Here is a 21,774-nt window from a genome sequence, read left to right as displayed (position 1 = left end):
GTGTATGAAGATTAAAGGGTATTCCTTTCTGTTAATTCTGGGATTTTTGATTCTTCCCTTACATTCCCAAAAGCTCAAAAGAACTGAAAAAAAAATTATCACCTCGGTTGAAAAGAATAATGCATCAGCTATTGATTTTTTGGAAAAAGTGGTCAATATCAATAGTGGCACTCTCAATTTAGGAGGTGTAAAAAAGGTAGGTGAAGCTTTTCGGAATGAATTGGACGGTTTGGGCTTTAAGACCACTTGGGTTTCCATGCCGGACCAGATGAACCGTGCGGGCCATTTGTTTGCGGAAACTTCGGGAGACCGCGGCAAAAAAATACTTTTAATTGGACACCTCGATACTGTATTTGAAGAGGATAGCCCCTTTCAAACCTTCAAAATGGTCAACGATAGTAGTGCCCATGCTCCGGGCGGCAATGATATGAAGGGAGGCAATGTTATTGTTCTTTACGCATTAAAGGCTTTAAAGGAAAATGGGCTTTTGGAAGATGCACATATAATTGTAGCCTTTACCGGTGATGAGGAAAGCACTGGTAAACCCCTAGAAATTAGTCGAAAGGACTTGATTGAGGCGGCAGAACGTTGTGATATCGCCTTGGGCTTTGAAACTTCTACCGGATTTAATTATGCTACCGTGGCCCGTAGGGGCGCTTCGGGCTGGGAGTTAAAGACTACTGGTCAACGCGCCCATTCCTCAGGTGTTTTTAGTGAAAGGACGGGGGCAGGTGCCATTTTTGAGATGTCCCGTATCCTAAATGCGTTTTATGATCAGGTTAGGGGAGAAGAATACCTCACCTTTAACCCGGGAATAGTATTGGGAGGCACCTTTATCGATTACGACATAAAAACAGGTAAAGGTGATGCCTTTGGCAAAAGCAACGTGGTATCCCAGACAGCGATGGTCAAAGGAGGGCTCCGATTTATGTCCGAGGAACAAAAGGAAAGGGCAAGAAACAAAATGCGCGAAATCGTTGCGAATCATTTGCCCCAAACCAAGGCGGAAATTAGCTTTATCGATAGTTATCCGGCCATGGAACTTACCGAAGGGAACCAAAAACTCTTGCAGCTACTGAATCAGGTAAGCTTGGATTTGGGTCAAGGGGAGGTTTTGGCCTATGATCCTGGAAAACGCGGCGCAGCCGATACCTCCTTTGTGGCGGAATACGTGGATTGTCTAGATGGATTGGGCGCTATGGGATCGGGAGCCCATACCCCCGAGGAAACGGTCAACTTAAATACTATCGAGGCCTTGACCAAACGTACCGCAATTTTAATCTATAGGCTCATAAACCAGTAATGATGATTCAGCTACAACTAAAAAACCAAGTCGTTAAAATCGATGCCGGGGAACTCGTAAGTTATCAGATGAATGGTCATCAATACATCCATCAAAAGGGAAGTCCGGGTTGGCGAAGTTCGGATACGGAGATGTTCCCGATAATCGGGCCGACGGCCGAAGCGGATTTTAAAGTTATAACTCCTAGGGGAGAAGCGGTTCAAGACCAACATGGGCTGCTTCGTGAAATGGACTATGAGCTTTTTTTGCAATCCACTACCGAAGTGAGGTTCCAAAAAAAGTATATGGCCGGGAGCAGGGTGAGGAATATGAAATACCCGGAAAAATCTTCTCAAGCAATGTTGTTTTGGCCTTACGATTTTCAATTTGAGAAGCACTTTGTACTGACGAACAAGGGACTTGAAATCACTTTTTCAATTTCTGGGGATAAAGATATGCCGTTTATGTTGGGCTACCATCCAGCCTTTAAACTACATTCAAAAAATCCAATTATACATACAGGAGCCCAGACTATTACTTTAGCAGAAGTCCTGGCTGTGGGGAGCAGGGCATTGCAAGTACCCGACTGTACTGAAATAGTACTAAAAGATGAAAAGGAATTGCGTATCAAGACTCAAGGTTTTAAACACTTTATGCTATGGACGGAAGTCCCAAATATGGTTTGTGTAGAACCGATTACTTTTTACCCCTACGCCGTTGATCAGAAGAATTTGCAACAGGGTTTTCGGAACTTGAAGGATACTCAGGAAGAATTTAAGGTAACCATAGTTCCGGTATGATCAAGGAAGCCTTACATCAAAACTACGGGTATCTCTTTGAGCCGGAATTGCTCAAGGAAATAGGCGGAGTGGCCGTTTATAAAAAAGTAAGGGAAGGTGAACTTTTAATGGACATTGGTCAGACCATTACCCACATGCCGCTGTTGCTCAACGGGGCGATCAAAATACTCCGGGAAGATGATAAAGGGGATGAATTGGTACTTTATTATATTGAAAGGGGAGATACTTGCACCTTGACCTTTTCCTGTTGTATGGGTAAAAATACAAGTGAAATCCGCGCTGTGGCCGAAACGGATACCGAACTTTTCATGATTCCTGTGGGGAAACTGGAAATCTGGATGGCAAAATACCAAAGTTGGCGGGAGTTTATTCTGGACAGCTATCATATACGGGTGAAAGAGCTCTTGGAAACAGTGGACACCTTGGCCTTTATGCGAATGGATGAGCGACTCCTAAAACATTTACGTGACAAGGCCAAAGTGAACCATAATGAAATAATCTCAACCACACATCAGGAAATTGCCTATGATTTAAATACCTCCAGAGTGGTAATTTCCCGATTGCTAAAAAAACTGGAAAAGGATGGTAAGCTTCAAATGCACCGCAACCAGATCAAAGTGTTGGAGTTGTAGATTGTGTAGGATATCATTCCTATCCATTGGCCACTCAGGTCGTCATGTTACCCTGGGCGCAGTTAAAGGATAGTTAAGCGATCCAAGGGTAATTTAATATTAGGGTTTTGGTTGTAAAAAAGCCCATACATAAGAGCATTGTTCGTAAGTTTGGCTCTCAAAAACTCTAGTATCTCCAATGACAAAAATCTTGACCCCACTTTTCCTTTTCATTTGTATCACCTTAAATGCCCAAAATACCATGCTTGATTCCATCCCTTATGCTACCATCCCGGAGGCTCCGGAATTCGTTACTCCCGGTGCTATGGTTTCCAGAATGATAGATGGCCTTGGTTTTCGCTACTACTGGGCCACGGAAGGACTCACACCGAACGAATTGGAATACCAACCGGGCAATGACAGCCGTACCATAGCCGAGACTATGGACCATGTATATGGTCTTTCATTGACCATCTTGCGATCGGCCCAAAAGCGACCACGTGATGTCTCCAAAAAACAACCACAGATGGATTACGTTGAAAAACGGAAAAAAACTTTGGAAAATCTGGCCGAGGCCGGTGCACTATTTAAAACAACAAATGACCTTGCCCAGCACAAGATTGTTTTCTTACGACCCAAAGGTACTTCCGAGTTTCCAATTTGGAACCAGATAAATGGCCCTATAGAGGATGCGGTTTGGCATGCAGGACAGATGGTCATGCTACGTCGAATAGCGGGCAACCCGATAAACCCGAAGGTCAATGTATTTTTAGGGAAGTTGAATGATTGATTTTATCGAATCGGTTACGCCGCGGAAATAAAACCCCAGGTTGGTACATATTTTTTAGGCCTACCACGAAGAATGGGCGATAGCATCATACTACCATAAGACTTTTTCTGAGGAACAGATTCTGGACTAAAGCCTTTGCCCCAATACCATTTTTTGACCTAATGAGTATTGGATTTTTCTGCTATTTTTAAGTATTTTCGTTAGCTATGCTTCATTAATCGATGTGGGAAAAGTTACCTTTGGTTCATTTTTTTTGGTTTGGGCGCTACTGTTTTCAGGGTGCAAGGATGCCGATATAAAAGAGAAAAGGTCTGCTGAAAGACCTACGACGCTAGTTCGGTTTGTAGCCCTGCCGGAAACCATAAAATCACCCCAGGGAAATCCCATGACACCGGAAAAAGTAGAATTGGGGAGACTACTTTTTTATGATCCCATTCTTTCCGGTAATAAGGATGTGGCCTGCGCCACTTGTCACCATCCAAATACAGGTTACGCCGAATTTTTGGATATTTCCATGGGTGCCAACGCCCATGGGTTGGGCAGCAAGCGTAGATTTAATGTTCCCAATGATATTCCTTTTGTAAAGCGCAACGCCCAGACTATTATTAATACTGCTTTTAACGGCATGGATGTCTTCAATAGCTATACACCAGTAAACGCGCCGATGTTCTGGGATGATCGGATAAGGAGTTTGGAAAAACAGGCCTTGGAACCTATAAAGGCCCTCGAGGAAATGCGAGGTCATGCGCATTCCGAGGAAGGAATATTGGAGGTGATTGTCGAGCGTTTAAAGGGAATACCGGAATACCAAAGACTTTTCAGGCTTTCCTTTGAGGAAAACGACGCCATTTCCACAGAAAACCTGGGTAAGGCCATTGCCGCTTTTGAACGCAGTCTGGTCACCAACAATTCCCGGTTTGACCAATACATGAGGGGAGATAGGAAAGCCATTCTTATCTCGGAGCAGGAAGGTTTTGAATTGTTCCAAAAGGTAGGTTGTGCCAATTGCCATAATGGCCCCATGTTCTCCGATTATAAACCCCATGTCCTCGGGGCTCCGGAAAACGGAAAATTGTCGGCTCCCGATACGGGAATCGGGGACAGTTTTGCCTTTAGGACCCCTACCTTGAGGAATCTTCGCTTTACCGCACCGTATATGCATAATGGTAGTTTAAAGAGTTTGAAGCGTGTACTTGAGTTTTATGAGGATATTGCCAACGGTAAAGAGCGAAATCCCCATGTGTCCAAAGAAAAATTTGATCCCTTTGTTCGAGAACTGAAATTGAGCGTTAAGGAAATGTCATTGATTATTTCCTTCTTGAATACCTTGAACGATGATAGCTTTGATAAGGAGATTCCCCAGTCCGTACCCAGTGGTCTGCCCGTGGGCGGCAACATCCACGAGATTGATTCGTAACCTAGGTTACCGGGGCATTCTTCTATTATTGGTACATTTGATCCATGCAACGTTTCTTTCCGTTCCTGCAGTGGTTGCCCGGGTATACCAAAAGTTGGCTGGCCAAGGATGTAATGGCTGGATTTACGGTGGGCATAATCCTTATTCCACAGGGAATGGCCTATGCCATGATTGCTGGCCTGCCACCCGTTTATGGACTTTATGCCTCGCTTCTCCCAGTATTGGTATATGCCTTTTTGGGGACCTCGAGACAATTGAGTGTTGGTCCGGTAGCCCTGGATTCCCTATTGGTTGCCGCTGGCCTTGGGGCCCTTTCCATTACAAGTGTAGAAAACTATATCGCTATGGCTATTTTCATGGCCTTTTTAGTGGGGACGATCCAATTGATCTTAGGGTTTTTTCGAATGGGTTTCCTGGTAAATTTCTTATCCAAACCGGTTATAAGCGGATTTACCTCTGCTGCGGCTTTTATCATCATTTTTAGTCAATTAAAACATCTCTTGGGCATTTCTGTTGAAAACGGTAATTATTTTCACGAGTTGATCGGTGATATCTTGGCGAAAGCAAGTGAGACCAATACCCTTGATTTCGCCATAGGCGGCCTTGGAATTTTGATTATCGTATTGCTTAAAAAATGGAACCCAAAGATTCCTGGTATTCTCTTGGTGGTTTTACTTGGAATTTTGGCTGTTTTTGCCCTGCAATTGGAGTCCTATGGCGTTCATATCGTAGGGCCTATACCCAAGGGATTGCCAAGTTTTCAGATACCCAGGATTCAACTGGAGGGCATATGGAATACCTGGCCAATTGCCCTTACCTTGGCCTTGGTAGGGTACATGGAAGCCATTTCCATAGGGAAATCCCTAGAAGGAAAAAATGGAAAGGAAACCTTGGATGCCAATCAGGAATTGGTCGCTTTGGGCTCCTCCAATATAATTGCGTCTTTTTTCCAGTCTTATCCTATTGGTGCTAGTTTTTCGCGCTCTGCCATAAATCAAGGTTCGGGCGCAAAGACCAATTTGGCATCCGTCTTCAGCGTGATTCTTGTTGTTATCGCCCTTCTTTTTTTAACGCCGATATTTTACCATTTGCCCAACGCCATACTGGCCAGTATCATCATGGTCTCGGTTTTTGGCCTTATCGATATGGAATATCCAAGAAGACTTTTAGTTTACCGTAAAGACGAATTTGCAGTTTTGGTAGTTACTTTTCTTATTACGCTTTTTGTGGGCATTCCCCAAGGTATTTTGATTGGAGTACTATTTTCCTTGATTTTGATGGTCTATAAGAGTTCCAAACCTCATTTTGCAGTTTTGGGCAGGATCAGGGAGTCCGATTATTATCGGAACATAGACCGATTTGGCAATGAAATCGAGTTGCGCGATGAGCTTCTCATTGTACGTTTCGATGCACCATTATATTTTGGCAACAAGGATTACTTTAAGAAGCAATTGTACAAACATATCAAGGCCAAGGGCAAGGAATTGCAAGCCGTGATACTCAATGCCGAACCCATGAATTATATTGACTCTACGGCCACTCAGATGTTGGTACGGATAATAGAGGAATTGCATCAAAAGAATATTCAGTTCTATATCGCGAGGGCAACCGGACCTACTCGGGATATTATCTTTAGCAGTGCCCTGATAGAAGTGCTCGGCAAGGAATCTCTCTTTGCACGAACAAAGGAGGCGGTAGACTACTTTGATCATATAAAGACCCCCACGGAACTTGAGGAAAGGGTAGCGTATCAAAATCTCACGAAACGTAACTAAGGTTACGCAAGATTGCTATAAATCGCCGTACTTTTACAGTAAAGATTAGGAACGTATTATCGATTTGAAAGGAAATAAAAATTGACACTATGAACATAGAACAGATATATACCGGGTGCTTGGCCCAAGGGGCCTATTATATTGAGAGTGATGGAGAAGTTGCCATTGTGGATCCCTTAAGGGAGGTTGGGCCTTATTTAAAAAGGGCCAGGGAGGACAATGCGCAGATCAAATACGTTTTTGAGACCCATTTTCATGCAGATTTTGTTAGTGGCCATATTACCCTGGCCAAGGAGTCCGGAGCTTCCATTGTGTACGGACCCACAGCCCAACCTTCCTTTGATGCCATTATAGCCGAGGACGGCCAAGAATTTCAAGTGGGAAAATTAACGATTACCGTTTTACATACACCGGGTCATACCATGGAAAGTACCACCTATCTCTTAAAGGATGAAAAGGGGGAGGACCATGCCATTTTCTCTGGAGATACCCTATTCCTTGGCGATGTAGGTAGGCCAGATCTTGCCCAAAAAGCGGCCAATATGACCCAAGAACAGCTAGCCGGGTTATTGTACGACAGCCTTCGCTCAAAAATAATGCCCTTGGCGGATAACGTCATCGTTTATCCGGCCCATGGTGCCGGATCGGCCTGTGGGAAGAACATGATGAAAGAAACTGTGGATACATTGGGCAATCAGAAAAAGATAAACTATGCACTTCGCCAAGATATGACCCGGGAAGAGTTTATCGAAGAGGTAACGGAGGGATTGCTCCCGCCCCCAAAGTACTTTCCGCAAAATGTAAGGATGAACAAAGAAGGATATGCCGATATTGATGAGGTCTTGGAGCGAGGTACCCGAGCACTTTCACCAGATGCTTTCGAAGCCGCTGCCAATGAAACAGGGGCTATAATCTTGGATGTGCGCCATCAGGAAGAGTATGTTAAAGGACATGTGCCACGCTCCATATTTATTGGGTTAAATGGCGATTTTGCGCCATGGGTAGGAGCCCTGATAGCCGATACGGCTCAGCCCATTCTTCTACTTGCGCCCGAAGGCAAGGAGGAGGAAACCGTTACACGTTTGTCCCGCGTGGGCTTTGATAACACCTTGGGCTATTTGGATGGAGGTTTCGAGACTTGGAAAAAGGCCGGAAAAGAGTTCGATACTATTGTTTCCGTATCCGCGGATGTAGTTACGAAAAGTCTGGAAAATCACAAAGTTCCTGTCTTTGATGTCCGCAAAGAGAGTGAATACAAATCGGAACATCTATTGAGCGCGGAAAATACACCTCTGGACTTCCTCAATGACCATATGGCCAAATTTCCAGGAGAAGGGACATTTTATGTGCACTGTGCAGGCGGGTATCGTTCGGTAATTGCGGCATCGATTCTAAAAAGTAGGGGCTTCCACAATTTGATTGATATCGCGGGTGGTTTCGGGGCACTTAAGAAAGAGGGCGCCGCAGTGACCGATTATGTCTGCCCAACAACGCTCTAGCATTCGTGGATATGGTATGACGTAGGTCATGGCAATTCGTAAATCGCATATCTAACTTTATATCCATGAGAGCAAGCAAAACCGGTAAATTTCTTTTGGTTTGCCTTATATGTGTCGGTATAATTACCGCAATAGTAGTCATGGTCGAATCTTTAACAAAAACAACATAAAATGAAAAAAAACATGGGAGGCTCCGACAAGGTCGTACGTATTTTATTGGCCGTAGTAGCCGGACTTTTGGTCTATTTTGAGGTTATACAGGGAACACTTTCCTATATTGTATTGGCGTTGGCGGCCATTTTTGTTTTGACGAGCCTAGTGAGTTTTTGCCCTCTTTATGGCATCTTCGGCTTAAATACCTGCGGTCTTAAAAAATAGGTTGCCAATTAAACGGAGCCATTCGAGGAAATTTTTGTTTCGTGATTTATATCATATTTTCAAAAATTTTCGTGATTTACCTTTATTCCCAAAACAATCAAACCCTTAAAAATGCAAACACTACTTCCCTTGGTGAATTGGAGCAATGGCATAGTTATGATCGGCGTTTTTGCCCTTGTAGTCATTACTTTGATAGCGATATTGGTCAGTCTTATGAATAGCGGTAAAAAGGATGAAAGCCAATCTTGATTCCCTTTTTTGCCCTCTTCTTTCCTACGGGATGACATTTTAGAGGCATTTCATTGCTTTTTATACGAATGTATTAATTCTTAATCCGTATCTTTCCGAATCCTATAAATGTTAATAAAATCTTAATATTTTGGGAAAATCGGAGCAAACTAATACGTATATTTAACAGGAATTACTTTACTAATGCTTAAAAATTTTATTGAACGAGTAGGGGTAATGAATTGTTTATTACTTCTGGTAGTACTTTCCATCATCGTTGTCTCGGAATATCTATTTCTAAGCGGAAAAAAAATGGATGCCATTTTTGTAGCCTTTTGGGCACCGACCATTTTAGGTTTTATGAATTATTTAAAGTATAAAAAGTAATGGATTTTATCTTAATATATTCCATTTTCGTAGCCATCATATTTATGGTTTGGCTTCTTTTTATAATTCGTATGTATCGGAAAATGGAAGACTAGGTCTGCGGGCTACTTTCCGTTAGATAGGATTCCACCAAAGTTTTTTCCCCCATTTTGTTTAGAAAGGATGTTAGGATGCCTTGAACTTCCACGGTATCTTTCTGAGGCAACAGGAAGGTTTCCAAATCCTCGAACGAGTTAATGGCAACGTCTTTTTCTATAAACCCATAACCCAAGTAGGTATCGTTGCGTACCAAAACAAAGGCATCTTCCGTTGGGGTCCTTCCCTTTTGTCTGATAATAAAGTCAGTTTTTTTGGAACGAATATGTGCAATGGCTCTTTGCACTTTCTCGTTGTACTCGCGTATGGATTCCGTTCCTCGGCACACCCCGCCACAGGTCGGAATGCGATAGTGATTGCAGGTGTTCACATTTTCCTGCAAATGGCAATATTTGGGACAAAGACCAAAGATCTTGCACAATTCCTCCAAATACAGCCTACAGTTGGTTGGACTGTAAAAGGTGGCTAGCGCATTCGGGGCCATTTTCAGATGATTAAAGGCCAGATGTAGGATGCCCTTACGGTCTTCATAACAAAAAATGCCATAAGGCCGTAAATTTCGTTTTTGGGAGCTGTTGTATTCCGGATAATGCTTTTTGATGGCGGCAGATTCCATAAGGAGCGCCAAAAGATTGCTGCCGGAAAGTTCAAAATCGATATGGTTGGTCTCCCTGCACATTCGCACTTCTTTGTTGGCCTTGTCATAAAAGTGGCTCAACACCCTTTTTTTAATATTTATGGCCTTCCCCACATAGATAATTTTCCCTCTGGCATTTTTAAAATAGTAGATGCCGGGTTTGGTCGGCAAATTCTCAAAAACGTCCTTAGGAAGGGATGGAGGCAGGGTAGCTTCCTGTGAACGGGCGTTAAGGAACATTTTAAATACCTTTTCCGCTCCTGGCGCACGCAATAATTTTTGAAACAACAACACCGTAGCCTGGGCATCTCCGCGCGCCCTATGCCTATCCTTTAGGGGAATATCCAGCGAAGTACATAGCTTTCCAAGGCTGTAGGAGTGGTAACCCGGAAAGAGTCTTCTGGAAAGGCGTACCGTACATAACTTCTTTCGAACAAAGTCGAGACCAATTTCCTTGAATTCGTTTTTGAGGACATTGTAATCGAAGTTAACGCTATGGGCCACAAAAATACAGTCTTTTGTAAACTCCAGAATAGTAGGCGCCAGAGTCTCAAAAGTAGGCGCATCACGGACCATTTGATTGTCAATTCCCGTCAGTCCTGTGATGAAATAAGGAATCTCACATTCTGGGTTTATCAAGGAAGTAAACTCGTCCACAACGGCATAACCATCATATTTAAAGATGGAAATCTCGGTTACCTTGTTCCCCTTTATCCCGTTTCCGGTTGTTTCTATATCTACTACAGTATACACAGGTTATGCTTTTTAAGACGAATTCCCTTCATTTAGGTGTACTAACATCGAATCTTCAAAAGGTTGCCAGAGGATTGTCGAGTATGGGTGTTCCTTCGGAGATTGCATCCCTAAAAATAGTCGATTTTCTCCATACCTCCCTGAACACGAAAATCATTTTTTACATTTGCTTTGTTGTGAAGTACTTTCCGGACATGGACCTAATTCTTTTACTTACCATAATTTCAGTTACCCTTTTTACGGTATTGGGGCTCTTTCTTTGGGTCACAAAAAAAGGGAACAATAGGGCCAATAGACTTCTGGGCCTATTTTTTTTGTTATGGGCCCTGGACTTTTTGGATGGTGTGCTGCTACTTCAAGGTTTTTACCTGAATTATCCAAATTTTGCTTTATGGGCGGAACCTTTCATTTTGTTATATGGCCCTTTGCTGTATTTCTATACCCTACAGCTTACATCCCCCAAGAAAACATGGAATTACCTCCAATTGTTTCATTTGATTCCCTTTTTCGCTGGAATTCTGGCAATGGTTCTGGTGTACCATGTACATCCTATGAACCAGAAATTGGAAATATTGAACAGTATTGTTGGTATGGAACAGGATTTTAGATCTCTGGTGGGTTTCGTATTGGTGTACGTTCATCTTTTCTACTATATCCATATTTCCAAAAAAGAGATCAAAAGTGTTACCAAGGATGTGGAATTGTACTATTCCCAACGGTATTTGGTATGGTTGGATAAACTATTGAACGCCCTTATCGTGGTTCTTCTGATTTCCATAGTGAATGGCATATTTCAATACAGCTCCTTAAAAATGTATTTTGAAATAAGTCTGATTGTTGTTCTGATATTGGTCTGCCTATTTATAGTAAGGCTTATCCTCAATGCCTTGGACGAACCCTTTGTTGTCCCTAAATCGGATGGAATGAGAAAAAATTCGGGAATCTCCCTGGACCCTCAGGAGTCCGAAGAGATCTTTGCCAAAATTCAGACAGCTCTAAAAGAGAAACGTCTTTTCATGGAATCGGACCTTACCTTGGGCCACCTTTCGGAGGCAATAGGTAGTACCAGTAGAAAAGTATCCCAAGTCATCAACGATAGAATGGGCCATAGTTTTTTCGATCTTATCAACACCCATCGCATAGCAGAGGCACAGAGAATACTCAAGGAACGCAGGGATCCCAAACTTACGGTCCTAGAGGTAATGTACGAGGTAGGTTTCAATTCCAAGTCCTCGTTTAACACCCAATTCAAGAAAAAAACGGGCCTTACACCATCTGAGTTCTTAAAATTGAATACCTAGCGTTCGACTTTCTACATGTGCAAACTCGAACCTATAAAAAGGGTTCGACTTCGTTTAATCGGTCGCCGGACTCATTTCCATGCCTAAAATTTGCGGTGAAACCATAAAACAAGCATCATGGAAAAATTATTTGACGTAAACGAAGACCAGATTACCTTAAAGAAACAATTGTGGTATCATTTTTATCCAGGTATTGCCATTACCTTGGTATACATTCTTATTAGCAAATACTTGGTAGATTTGGGCTATCCGGGATTGACGGCTCTCTTATTTGTAGAGGTTTTTGTGCTAGCACCCATCGGCATGGCCCATTTGGCCCGTAAGGGATATCAACTGAACGGAAAATACTCCCTAAAGAATGTCATTGCCTTTACACAAAGGCTTTCAATAGGGCAATATCTAAAATGGACACTTATCGGTATTTTGGGGTGTGCCCTGATTTATGTGCCCCTTTATCCCTTAGGATTATATCTAAAGGATAGTGTATTCCATTGGTTGCCACAATGGTATTTTGATCCAGGCTTTGGGACATCCAATATGGATTTGATCGCCAAGGTTTTCCTCTTTGGTATTTTTATTGATGGTATTGTAGGACCGGTAGTTGAGGAACTTTTCTTTAGGGGATATCTTTTACCCAGAATGGCCTATCTAAAAAATTGGGCCCCCATCCTCAACGGAATCCTTTTTGGGCTCTATCATTTCTGGCAACCCCATAATTATCTTGGGATTATTGGGGTAGGTATTATAATCAGCTATGTAGTTTGGAAAAAGAAGAACGTATATCTCGGGATAGCCATACACTGCACCCTAAATATTCTGGGAGCATTGGGTGGTTATCTCGCTGCCAGTGGGGGAGAGTTGATCGTACGCTAGACCACTGGGGTGGTGTTATTGAGGTTGCCGCATCCCTGACTAGGAATTGTCAAACATTTTATGTTCCTGGCCCAAGTCTTTCCTCGTTTTGTACTTTCAAAACTAAGGGCGTATCCTATACGAGGATTTTATCAGGTACTTTTGGTAAAACCCAAATGATATACAATGTTTATGTATTTTTAGGCCAAATCCGATACAAATGAACGTAAAAAAATATGGCATCCTCGGATTGGGATGCTTTGGTTTGTTATTCTATGCCGGCTCATGCAAGGAAAAACCAGAACCCGTCACCGAAAACCCGAAAAAACACCCCAATATTATTTATATCCTAGCAGACGATTTAGGATATGGGGATATTGGAGCTTTTAATCCAGAAGGGAAGATAAAGACCCCGAATATCGACCGGTTGGCACAGGGAGGCATGAAATTTACAGATGCGCATAGCCCATCCGCCGTTTGTACGCCCACGCGATATGGGATTCTTACGGGCCGTTATAGCTGGCGTAGCCCTCTAAAACAGGGGGTGCTGACGGGTAAATCCAATGCCCTGATCCCGGAAAACAGAACTTCGGTGGCATCGCTCTTAAAGAAAGGAGGTTATCAAACGGCATTTATCGGGAAATGGCATTTGGGTTGGAATTGGGCGGTAAAGGATTCCAATAACCTAGGAGGAGACGGTTGGAATCCCGAGGATTTTGATAATCTGGACTTTACCAAAAGCGTAACGCACACACCCAATGATCTAGGGTTTGATTATGCTTACGGACATTCGGGATCGTTGGATATGGCCCCTTACGTATACGTTGAGAACGGAAAAATTACTTCTGAAGTTGACACAATAACCGAGGATACCGGAAAATATACCTGGTGGCGTAAAGGACCTACGGCTTCCGATTTTGTTCATGAGCAGGTGACGCCCAATTTTTTCCAAAGATCCATTGACTACGTAAAGGATAGGTCCGGGGATGCCGATCCGTTTTTCCTGTATCTGGCCCTACCTTCCCCGCATACCCCGATTTTGCCTACCAAGGAATGGTTGGGAAAAAGTGGATTAAATCCATATGCCGACTTTGTTATGATGATAGACGACTATGTAGGACAGTTAGCCAAAGCGCTTACCGAATCTGGAATTGATAAAAATACCATGATCGTCTTTACGAGCGATAACGGCTGTTCACCACAGGCGGATTATGAGATTTTGGCAGAGTTTGGACACGATCCCAGTTACGTGTATCGCGGTCACAAGGCGGATATTTTTGAAGGGGGGCATCGGGTGCCCTTTATCATAAACTGGCCGGGACATGTTTCGCCGGGCTCCGTTTCGGACAGAACAATTTGCCATACCGATTTACTGGCAACCTGTGCCGATTTAATCGGAGTGCCTCTTGATGCCAATGAAGGTGAAGATAGTTTTTCCCTTATGCCCCTATTAAAGTCCAACGCTACGGATTATACGCGTGAGGCTACGGTACACCATTCCGTAAACGGAAGTTTTGCCATTCGAAAAGGAGACTGGAAGCTCATTTTTTGTCCTGGATCGGGAGGCTGGAGTAGCCCTAAACCCAATTCAGAGGGAATAGATGACCTGCCCAAGTTTCAGCTATACAACTTGGCCGAGGATGTGGCCGAACAAAAAAACCGGTATCTCGATAAGCCTGGGAAAGCAGAAGAATTGCAGAAGCTTATGATATCCTATATCGAGAATGGAAGGAGCACCCCTGGAGAGAAACAAACCAATGCGCCGAAGGATTTGAAGGGCAAGGCATGGAACCCATTATCTACAGATGCCTCATTTGGGATTCCAGAACCATAAATTGAAATGAAAAAGGGAATGATTCGAAAAGCACTTGTATATCTCGGGTTTTTATCCATAATTCTGTTTTCTTGTGAATCCGAGGAGTCAACGGAAACCCCACCAAATATTGTGTTGTTCCTGGTAGATGATATGGGTTGGCAGGATACTTCGGTACCTTTTTGGAAACAAAGCACGCCATTCAATGCCCGGTATAACACCCCTAACATGGAACGTTTGGCACGGGATGGTATGAAGTTTACCCAAGCCTACGCTACTCCGGTCTGCTCGCCTACACGTATCAGTCTGATGACGGGAATGAACGCGGCCAGACATCGGGTAACCAATTGGACGTTGGAAAAGGACTCCATCAAGCGAATGGAAAAGAACCACCCTGATTTAATCTTTCCCTATTGGAATGTCAATGGTATGAGCCCGGTTTCCGGAGATAGTCTTGCCATACACGCCATGCCCCTACCGCAAGCTTTGCACGATGCGGGCTTTTTTACGATTCATGCCGGTAAGGCGCATTTGGGAGCAATCGGGACGCCAGGAGCGGAACCTTTAAATCTGGGCTTTGATGTAAATATTGCCGGTCATGCCGCTGGTGCCCCAGAAAGTTATTGGGGCACCGAGAATTTTGGCAACGGAAAGGAGGGCAAGGAAGTTTGGGCGGTACCCGGTCTGGAAGCCTATCATGGCCAAGATATCCATTTGACCGAGGCGATTACCCTAGAAGCCTTGAAGGCCATCGATTCCGTTGCGACCACACGGCAACCTTTCTTTCTCTATATGGCCCATTATGCCGTACATACCCCTATTATGGCCGATCAACGCTTTGTACAGAAGTATCTTGAAAAGGGATTGGATTCCATTGAGGCCAAGTATGCCTCCATGGTCGAGGGCATGGACAAGAGTTTGGGCGATATTATGAACTACCTGGAGTTAAAGGGGATGGAAGAAAACACCATAATTCTGTTGATGTCGGATAACGGTGGATTGAGTGCGCATGCCCGCGGAGGTGAGCCCCATACGCATAACAAACCTTTGGCCAGCGGTAAGGGCTCCATGTACGAAGGCGGCATCCGTGAACCTATGCTTGTGAAATGGCCTGGGATAACGAAGCCTGGATCCAATACGGACCATCAGGTCATTATTGAGGATTTTTATCCCACTATTCTGGAGATGGCCCAAGTTGATAGTTTACAGACGGTACAAGAAATCGATGGCGAAAGCTTTGTGCAAGTCTTGACCGGGGAATGGAAATACGAAGGGGTTCGCCCCTTGTACTGGCACTACCCCAATGAATGGGGACCGGACGGTCCGGGTATCGGTGCAGCGAGTACGGTGCGCAAAGGGGATTGGAAATTTGTGTATTTCCATGCGGATAGGCGAATGGAACTGTTCAACTTAAAGGAAGATATCGGAGAGACCCAAAACGTGTTGGTGGAACATCCCGAAAAAGCCAGGGAATTGGCGGAGACCTTGACCAATCACCTAAAATCGGTTCAGGCCCAAATGCCTATTGATAAAAAAACCGGGGAACAAGTAGAATATCCGATTGAACTGCTGTAATATGGGCAAAATACGTCTTTTGGTATTTAGAACGTTCTGCGTCATCTCCTTGGCCTGCTATGGCCAGAATAAGGAACAATCCAGGGATTGGCTTATTGAAAATACCGCATACACCGCTAAGGTATTCACCACGGCGGACCGTATTGTTTTGGATAATGGGCTAGTGCGGCGTGAAATTCAATGGGCTCCGAATGCGGCCACAGTAGAATTCAAAAATTTGACTACAGGCGAAACCTTGCTCAGAAGCCTGCAACCTGAAGCCGAGGTATCGCTCAATGGAAAGGTGTATCACATAGGCGGCTTATATGGTCTAAAGGAGCACGGCTACCTTTTGGAGGAATGGTTGAACGATTTAAAATCGGATTCCGAAGCCTTTCAGTACGTGGACTATACGATTCACCCGATACGACCCAAACTACAATGGAGCGGCCAAAAACGACTCCATATGGCCGAAAAGATTGTTCCGACGGGAAAAGAACTGATATTGAAGTTTCAAAATACTTCTCCTGTGTTGAAGGGGGTGATTGTAGAAGTGCATTATGAACTGTATGATGGTATACCCCTGCTCTCAAAATGGATAGTGGTCAAGAACAATTCTTCGGAAACTTTGAGCCTAAATAGTTTTAAGAGTGAGCTTTTGGCCTATCCGGAAGTTGAAAATCCGGTAGAGACCCCAAATGTTTGGAAACGCCCGAACCTGCACGTTGAAAGCGACTATGCCTTTGGCGGGTTTACCACTGGGGAATCCAACGTGACCACTTTTTGGGAAACCGACTCCACCTATACCTCCCAGGTCAATTGGAAAATGGAAACCCCCTGTTTGTTGATAAGTCGATTGCCCGTAGGACCCAATGTCGATTTAAAAACAGGCACCGCCTTCGAAAGCTTTCGTACATACGAATTGTTATTGGATGGAAGCGACCGGGAACGAAACACCTTGGCCATGCGAAAGATGTATCGCCTGCTGGCACCTTGGTCTACGGAGAATCCTATTTTTATGCACTTGACCACCACGGATGAGGATAAGGTAAAAGAAGCCATAGATCAATGTAAGGCCACTGGTTATGAAATGGTAATATTAAGTTTTGGCAGTGGTTTGAACATGGAGGACAACAGTCCGGAGAATATTGCAAAATTCAAGGCCTTGGCGGATTATGCCCATAGCAAGGGAATTGAATTGGGAGGGTATTCCTTGTTTTCCAGCAGAAAAATTGCGGATTCCGTTGATGTAATCGATAAGGAAACGGGAAAACCAGGTGGAGCCAAATTTGGAAATGCCCCTTGCCTGGCCTCTGAATGGGGATACGATTATTTGGAGAAAATCAAATATTTTTTGGAACGTACTGGCTTTGATCTTTTAGAGCACGATGGCCCTTACCCCGGGGATTATTGTGCCTCTACTACGCATAAATTCCATAAAGGGTACGAGGATTCACAATGGAAGCAATGGAGCATGACCAAGGAATTTTATCATTGGCTGCGGGAAAGGGACATTTACCTCAATGCCCCTGACTTTTACTTTTTGCAGGGGTCCAATAAATGTGGTATCGGATATCGAGAGGTCAATTGGTCATTACCCCGGTCGCAACAGCTGGTTTTGGGAAGACAGAATATCTATGACGGCACTTGGGAAAAAGCCCCGTCTATGGCATGGACCTTTGTTCCGCTTAGCGAGTATCACGGTGGCGGTGCGGCCGCTACTTTGGAACCTTTAAAAGACCATTTGCCCGCCTACAAGGCCCATATGGTCCAGAATTATGGATCCGGTGTACAGGCCTGCTATCGTGGCCCCAGGCTTTATGATACCGAGGTTACCAAATCGCTGGTCATAGATCAGATCAAGCATTATAAAAAGTATCGTAGGATATTGAATGCGGATATCATTCATTTAAGAAGACCCAATGGTCGATCTTGGGACGGTTTTATGCATGTTGACCCAAAAGGGGAGCATAAAGGGTTTGTGTTGTTGTTCAACCCGACCCAAAAAGATATCAGGGAGAAAATAACAATACCGCTATATTACACGGGTTTAATGGATTATGCCACAATAATGGACCAGGAAGGAACAGAAAAAAAATTCGAACTGAACAGAAGTTTTGATATTACTTTGGAAGTTACCATTCCGGCAGCATCATCCACATGGTTCGTAATACGCTAAAGAGATGAATATGAAACTATATCAATTTTTGTTGCTTGTGGTTTGGGTCGGGCCAATTTCATGCTCCAGGGTACAGCCACCGACCCCGGTGGGCCCCACCTCTTCCGAACGGCAATTGGCCTGGCAAAATTTGGAGTACTATGCCTTTATCCATTTCAATATGAACACCTTTACCGACATGGAGTGGGGCACAGGGGGTGAATCCCCGAAACAGTTCAACCCTACCGAACTGGATGCCATGCAATGGGCCAAAGTGGCGAAAGGGGCCGGAATGCAGGGTATCATTATTACGGCCAAACATCATGACGGTTTTTGCCTCTGGCCGACCAAGACCACGGAACATTCCGTAGTGAATTCCCCGTGGAAAAAGGGTCAGGGCGATTTGTTAAAAGACCTTTCCGAGGCCTGTAAGACGTATGGGCTCAAATTTGGGGTGTACCTTTCCCCTTGGGACCGGAATCATGCGGACTATGGGAAACCGGAATACGTAAAGGTTTTCCATGAGCAGTTGCGGGAGCTATTGACCAACTATGGACCGGTCTTCGAAGTTTGGTTCGATGGCGCCAATGGCGGCTCTGGTTTTTATGGGGGCGCCAATGAAACCCGGAAGATAGACAATAAGACCTACTACCAATGGGATAAGGCCGTAGCCATAGTCAGGGAACTACAGCCGGATGCCGTTATTTTTAGTGATGGAGGGCCTGATATCCGTTGGGTGGGCAATGAAGAAGGTTGGGCTAACGAGACCAATTGGAGTATCATGAGGCGCGGCGAGATTTATCCAGGCTGGCCCAGGTACAAGGAATTGCGTTCCGGCCATGAGGACGGGACACATTGGTTACCGGCCGAGGCCGATGTTTCCATACGTCCGGGGTGGTACTATCATCCAAGGGAAGATCATCAGGTAAAGAGTTTGCCACATTTGCTGGACATATATTATAAATCGGTTGGGAGGAATGCCGCTTTATTATTGAACCTTCCTGTAGATAATAGAGGTCTTGTCCATGAGACGGATGTACGGCAATTAATGGCCCTTCGCAATCAATTGGACAAGGATTTTGCCATTGAACTTGCCAAAGGTCAAAGAATCATGGCAACGGACGAGCGCCAAAACGGTTCGGACTTTTCAGTAGAAAAAGCTATTGATGGTAATCCGGACACCTATTGGGCTACGAATGACGGTGTAACAAGTGCATCCCTTACCCTTATGTTTGACAAGCCGACCGAGGTAAATCGCGTTTTACTTCAAGAATATATTCCTTTGGGCCAACGGGTTCAAGATTTTAGCTTGGAAGCTAAAGTTGATGGAGCGTGGGTCGAAATCGAAAGGCAAACTACCATAGGATACAAACGCATCCTACGTTTTAAAACGGTAGAGGCAATGGGAATTCGGGTGAATTTCTTAGCGGCCAAAGGACCTTTGACCATCGCAAATCTGGAATTGTACCGTGCGCCGAATCTTTTGGTGCCACCAGAGATCAAAAGAAACAAGGAGGGACTAGTGACCCTTGAAATTCCGGACAATGCCATAGAAATCCACTATACTTTGGATGGCACCGAACCTTCTGCAACCTCCCCAAAATATGCCGAACCATTTCTTTTGGAGACCCCCGCTTCGGTTAAGACAATGGCGTTGGACCCCAGTACGGGGGAGCATTCGGTGGCTTCGGTAAAACATTTGGACATCGCCAAGAAAAATTGGAAGGTACTTCGCGTCTCCTCGGGAGATTTGGAACAGGCCAATGCAAGTATCGATGACGACCCCGACACTTTTTGGGCCACGGACGAGGGAGTAAACGTCCCTCAGGAAATTGTCATCGATTTGGGGAATGTATATGACCTAACTGGGTTCACCTATTGCCCTATCCAAGAACGCTATCCCTTTGGTATCATTACGACCTATGAATTCTCCACGAGCACCAACAAGGCGAACTGGAAAATTACGGCCACAGGGGAATTCGGAAATGTGGTCAATAACCGTATAGAGCAACGGGTAGATTTTAAGACCACAAAGGCCAGATATATCAAATTAAAGGGAATCAAGGTAGATGGTGCCGACTTCAGGACTTCTTTTGGAGAAGTAGGCATTGTTACTGCAGCAGAATAGCGACTAATTTATCTGTTCGAAAGAATTATTTCGGTAAGCCGCTCCTCTACCAAGTTTCCGGGAAGTTCATTGGGCATATCCGGATGATAATAATAACTGATGAGTTTTCGGTCCAACTCGGTAAAATCCCGACCCGCTAGGCCCACACCACCGCACATAATACTATTGTCCCCACTGAAAGCGCATTGACTTTGGGGCGAATGTGCCAATCCGATCATATGGCCCATTTCATGTTTTAACGTGGGTGAATTATGGGCATAATCCGCGATCCATATTCTATCGCCGCCTGCAATACCGCCAAGTCCGGGATTTTCTAGGGCAAGCTCATGGAAGTCCGACCACTTATCGGCCAAATCATCCACACTACTGGAGTAGAGCTGTACATTGGCGGCCAGGGAATCCGCTACAATGCCTATTTCAAAACCATCGGAAAACAGAGCATTGTATTCGTTGACACTGGCTTGTGTAATATTTTCCAAGATAGGTGTTACCGATCCCGATAAATAGATTTCTGCTTTTTCGGTACGTTTGAACAATGGAAATTCTATATCATCGAACAATATTTGAAAAAGAAAGCTGTCTACTATGGCTTTTTCTAAATTGGTAAGGGGGCCATCATCAATGTCTTCTATGACCAAGGTAATCCTTGCCGTCCTATTGGTTTGGCCATCGTTGACGGTAACATCAAACTCGAATTCCACATAGGTTTCATAATCGGCAATGGGACTAAACGGGGAAAAACTTAATTCGCCGGTTGCCGAATCTATTTCCAAACCCACTATGTCCGGATTCAGAAATTGAAGATCGTCCCCATCGGGATCAGAAGCCACTAACGTACCAATAACACTACCTGATTCGGTATTTTCCAATACTAAAAAAGTCTGGTCCGCAAAGGACGGGGCCGTATTGGGTTCTGCTACAGGATTTTCCACTGGACTCTCGTTTATACTATCGCTAGTTGGGCTAGAATCACCGGAATTGCAGTTTATTAAAATGAGGCCAACAATGCAAAGTAAAAATCGCTTCATAATCCAGTTTAGGTTTGGTGTTTCCCCTTATTCGCGGAAGGTTTGTTAAATATAGAAAAAATGAACTAACGAGTATCCGTGAATAGTTATAAGAAAACTTGATAGTGCTTTTATATCCTTGTATTCATGCCCTAAATACAGGACTATAATATGCGTTCCCTACAAGACTTTAAAATAGTAGGTTATGTATTAATCAATTGTAAGCCTTTTCATAACTTTTTGATAACTAATTTGCCAATAACAGAAAAAAATGGATATCTAACCTTAGATTTCACCCAGATATTGAT

At 44.1% G+C, this 21,774-nt stretch carries 18 protein-coding genes; 16 read left to right on the top strand and 2 right to left on the bottom strand.

Annotation, left to right across the window (positions count from 1 at the left end; genetic code table 11):
• Window positions 1-4 precede the first annotated feature (4 nt).
• The 10 genes from Q0993_RS08760 (at window position 5) to Q0993_RS08715 (ending at window position 9,167) form a co-directional block, all read left to right on the top strand.
• Window positions 5-1,303 (top strand): M20/M25/M40 family metallo-hydrolase, encoded by a 1,299-nt coding sequence (locus Q0993_RS08760; protein WP_299531943.1) that lies wholly within the window; start codon window positions 5-7, stop codon window positions 1,301-1,303.
• Window positions 1,303-2,082 carry an aldose 1-epimerase gene (locus Q0993_RS08755; protein ID WP_367279597.1) on the top strand — a complete coding sequence of 260 codons (780 nt, stop codon included), beginning with the start codon at window positions 1,303-1,305 and terminating at the stop codon, window positions 2,080-2,082. The genes Q0993_RS08760 and Q0993_RS08755 overlap by 1 nt, the downstream gene beginning before the upstream one ends.
• Entirely contained in the window at window positions 2,079-2,714 is a 636-nt protein-coding gene (locus Q0993_RS08750; protein WP_299531941.1) for a Crp/Fnr family transcriptional regulator, read from the top strand. Before Q0993_RS08755 ends, Q0993_RS08750 begins: the two co-directional genes overlap by 4 nt.
• A 178-nt stretch (window positions 2,715-2,892) precedes the next feature.
• Window positions 2,893-3,483, top strand: coding sequence for a hypothetical protein (locus Q0993_RS08745; RefSeq protein ID WP_299531939.1), 591 nt, complete (start codon window positions 2,893-2,895; stop codon window positions 3,481-3,483).
• Between the two features lie 223 nt (window positions 3,484-3,706).
• The gene (locus tag Q0993_RS08740) at window positions 3,707-4,900 is read left to right on the top strand and encodes a cytochrome c peroxidase (RefSeq protein ID WP_299531937.1); all 1,194 of its coding nucleotides are present in this window, start codon (window positions 3,707-3,709) and stop codon (window positions 4,898-4,900) included.
• 44 nt (window positions 4,901-4,944) lie between these two features.
• Window positions 4,945-6,675: a SulP family inorganic anion transporter gene (locus Q0993_RS08735; RefSeq protein WP_299531934.1), complete on the top strand. Its 1,731-nt coding sequence runs from the start codon at window positions 4,945-4,947 to the stop codon at window positions 6,673-6,675.
• An 89-nt stretch (window positions 6,676-6,764) separates the two neighbouring features.
• The gene (locus tag Q0993_RS08730; protein ID WP_299531932.1) at window positions 6,765-8,174 is read left to right on the top strand and encodes a rhodanese-like domain-containing protein; all 1,410 of its coding nucleotides are present in this window, start codon (window positions 6,765-6,767) and stop codon (window positions 8,172-8,174) included.
• A gap of 171 nt (window positions 8,175-8,345) precedes the next feature.
• Window positions 8,346-8,552 carry a DUF2892 domain-containing protein gene (locus tag Q0993_RS08725; RefSeq protein WP_299531930.1) on the top strand — a complete coding sequence of 69 codons (207 nt, stop codon included), beginning with the start codon at window positions 8,346-8,348 and terminating at the stop codon, window positions 8,550-8,552.
• Window positions 8,553-8,663: 111 nt separating this feature from the next.
• On the top strand, window positions 8,664-8,801 hold the full coding sequence (locus tag Q0993_RS08720) for a hypothetical protein (protein WP_299531928.1): 138 nt from the start codon (window positions 8,664-8,666) through the stop codon (window positions 8,799-8,801).
• A gap of 216 nt (window positions 8,802-9,017) precedes the next feature.
• Entirely contained in the window at window positions 9,018-9,167 is a 150-nt protein-coding gene (locus tag Q0993_RS08715) for a hypothetical protein (RefSeq protein ID WP_299531927.1), read from the top strand.
• Between the two features lie 91 nt (window positions 9,168-9,258).
• Here the strand turns inward: Q0993_RS08715 and Q0993_RS08710 are convergent, their stop codons facing one another.
• The gene (locus tag Q0993_RS08710; RefSeq protein WP_299531925.1) at window positions 9,259-10,653 is read right to left on the bottom strand and encodes an exonuclease domain-containing protein; all 1,395 of its coding nucleotides are present in this window, start codon (window positions 10,651-10,653) and stop codon (window positions 9,259-9,261) included.
• 5 nt (window positions 10,654-10,658) lie between these two features.
• Here Q0993_RS08710 and Q0993_RS08705 point away from each other — a divergent pair, with 5 nt between their 5' ends.
• The 6 genes from Q0993_RS08705 (at window position 10,659) to Q0993_RS08680 (ending at window position 20,459) form a co-directional block, all read left to right on the top strand.
• Entirely contained in the window at window positions 10,659-11,954 is a 1,296-nt protein-coding gene (locus Q0993_RS08705) for an AraC family transcriptional regulator (protein WP_299531923.1), read from the top strand.
• A gap of 117 nt (window positions 11,955-12,071) precedes the next feature.
• Window positions 12,072-12,827 carry a CPBP family intramembrane glutamic endopeptidase gene (locus Q0993_RS08700; RefSeq protein ID WP_299531921.1) on the top strand — a complete coding sequence of 252 codons (756 nt, stop codon included), beginning with the start codon at window positions 12,072-12,074 and terminating at the stop codon, window positions 12,825-12,827.
• A 199-nt stretch (window positions 12,828-13,026) separates the two neighbouring features.
• The gene (locus Q0993_RS08695) at window positions 13,027-14,640 is read left to right on the top strand and encodes an arylsulfatase (RefSeq protein ID WP_299531919.1); all 1,614 of its coding nucleotides are present in this window, start codon (window positions 13,027-13,029) and stop codon (window positions 14,638-14,640) included.
• Between the two features lie 6 nt (window positions 14,641-14,646).
• Entirely contained in the window at window positions 14,647-16,194 is a 1,548-nt protein-coding gene (locus tag Q0993_RS08690; RefSeq protein ID WP_299531916.1) for a sulfatase, read from the top strand.
• Window position 16,195: 1 nt separating this feature from the next.
• Window positions 16,196-18,352, top strand: coding sequence for an alpha-galactosidase (locus Q0993_RS08685; protein WP_299531913.1), 2,157 nt, complete (start codon window positions 16,196-16,198; stop codon window positions 18,350-18,352).
• Window positions 18,353-18,362: 10 nt separating this feature from the next.
• On the top strand, window positions 18,363-20,459 hold the full coding sequence (locus Q0993_RS08680) for an alpha-L-fucosidase (RefSeq protein ID WP_299531911.1): 2,097 nt from the start codon (window positions 18,363-18,365) through the stop codon (window positions 20,457-20,459).
• A gap of 8 nt (window positions 20,460-20,467) precedes the next feature.
• Here Q0993_RS08680 and Q0993_RS08675 read toward each other — a convergent pair whose 3' ends face one another.
• The gene (locus Q0993_RS08675; RefSeq protein WP_299531908.1) at window positions 20,468-21,487 is read right to left on the bottom strand and encodes a hypothetical protein; all 1,020 of its coding nucleotides are present in this window, start codon (window positions 21,485-21,487) and stop codon (window positions 20,468-20,470) included.
• Window positions 21,488-21,774: the final 287 nt, after the last annotated feature.

Origin of the sequence: Ulvibacterium sp. (assembly GCF_028285715.1) — a bacterium.
In the GTDB taxonomy this organism is placed as follows: domain Bacteria; phylum Bacteroidota; class Bacteroidia; order Flavobacteriales; family Flavobacteriaceae; genus Ulvibacterium.
This window is presented reverse-complemented; position numbering and strand designations above follow the sequence as displayed.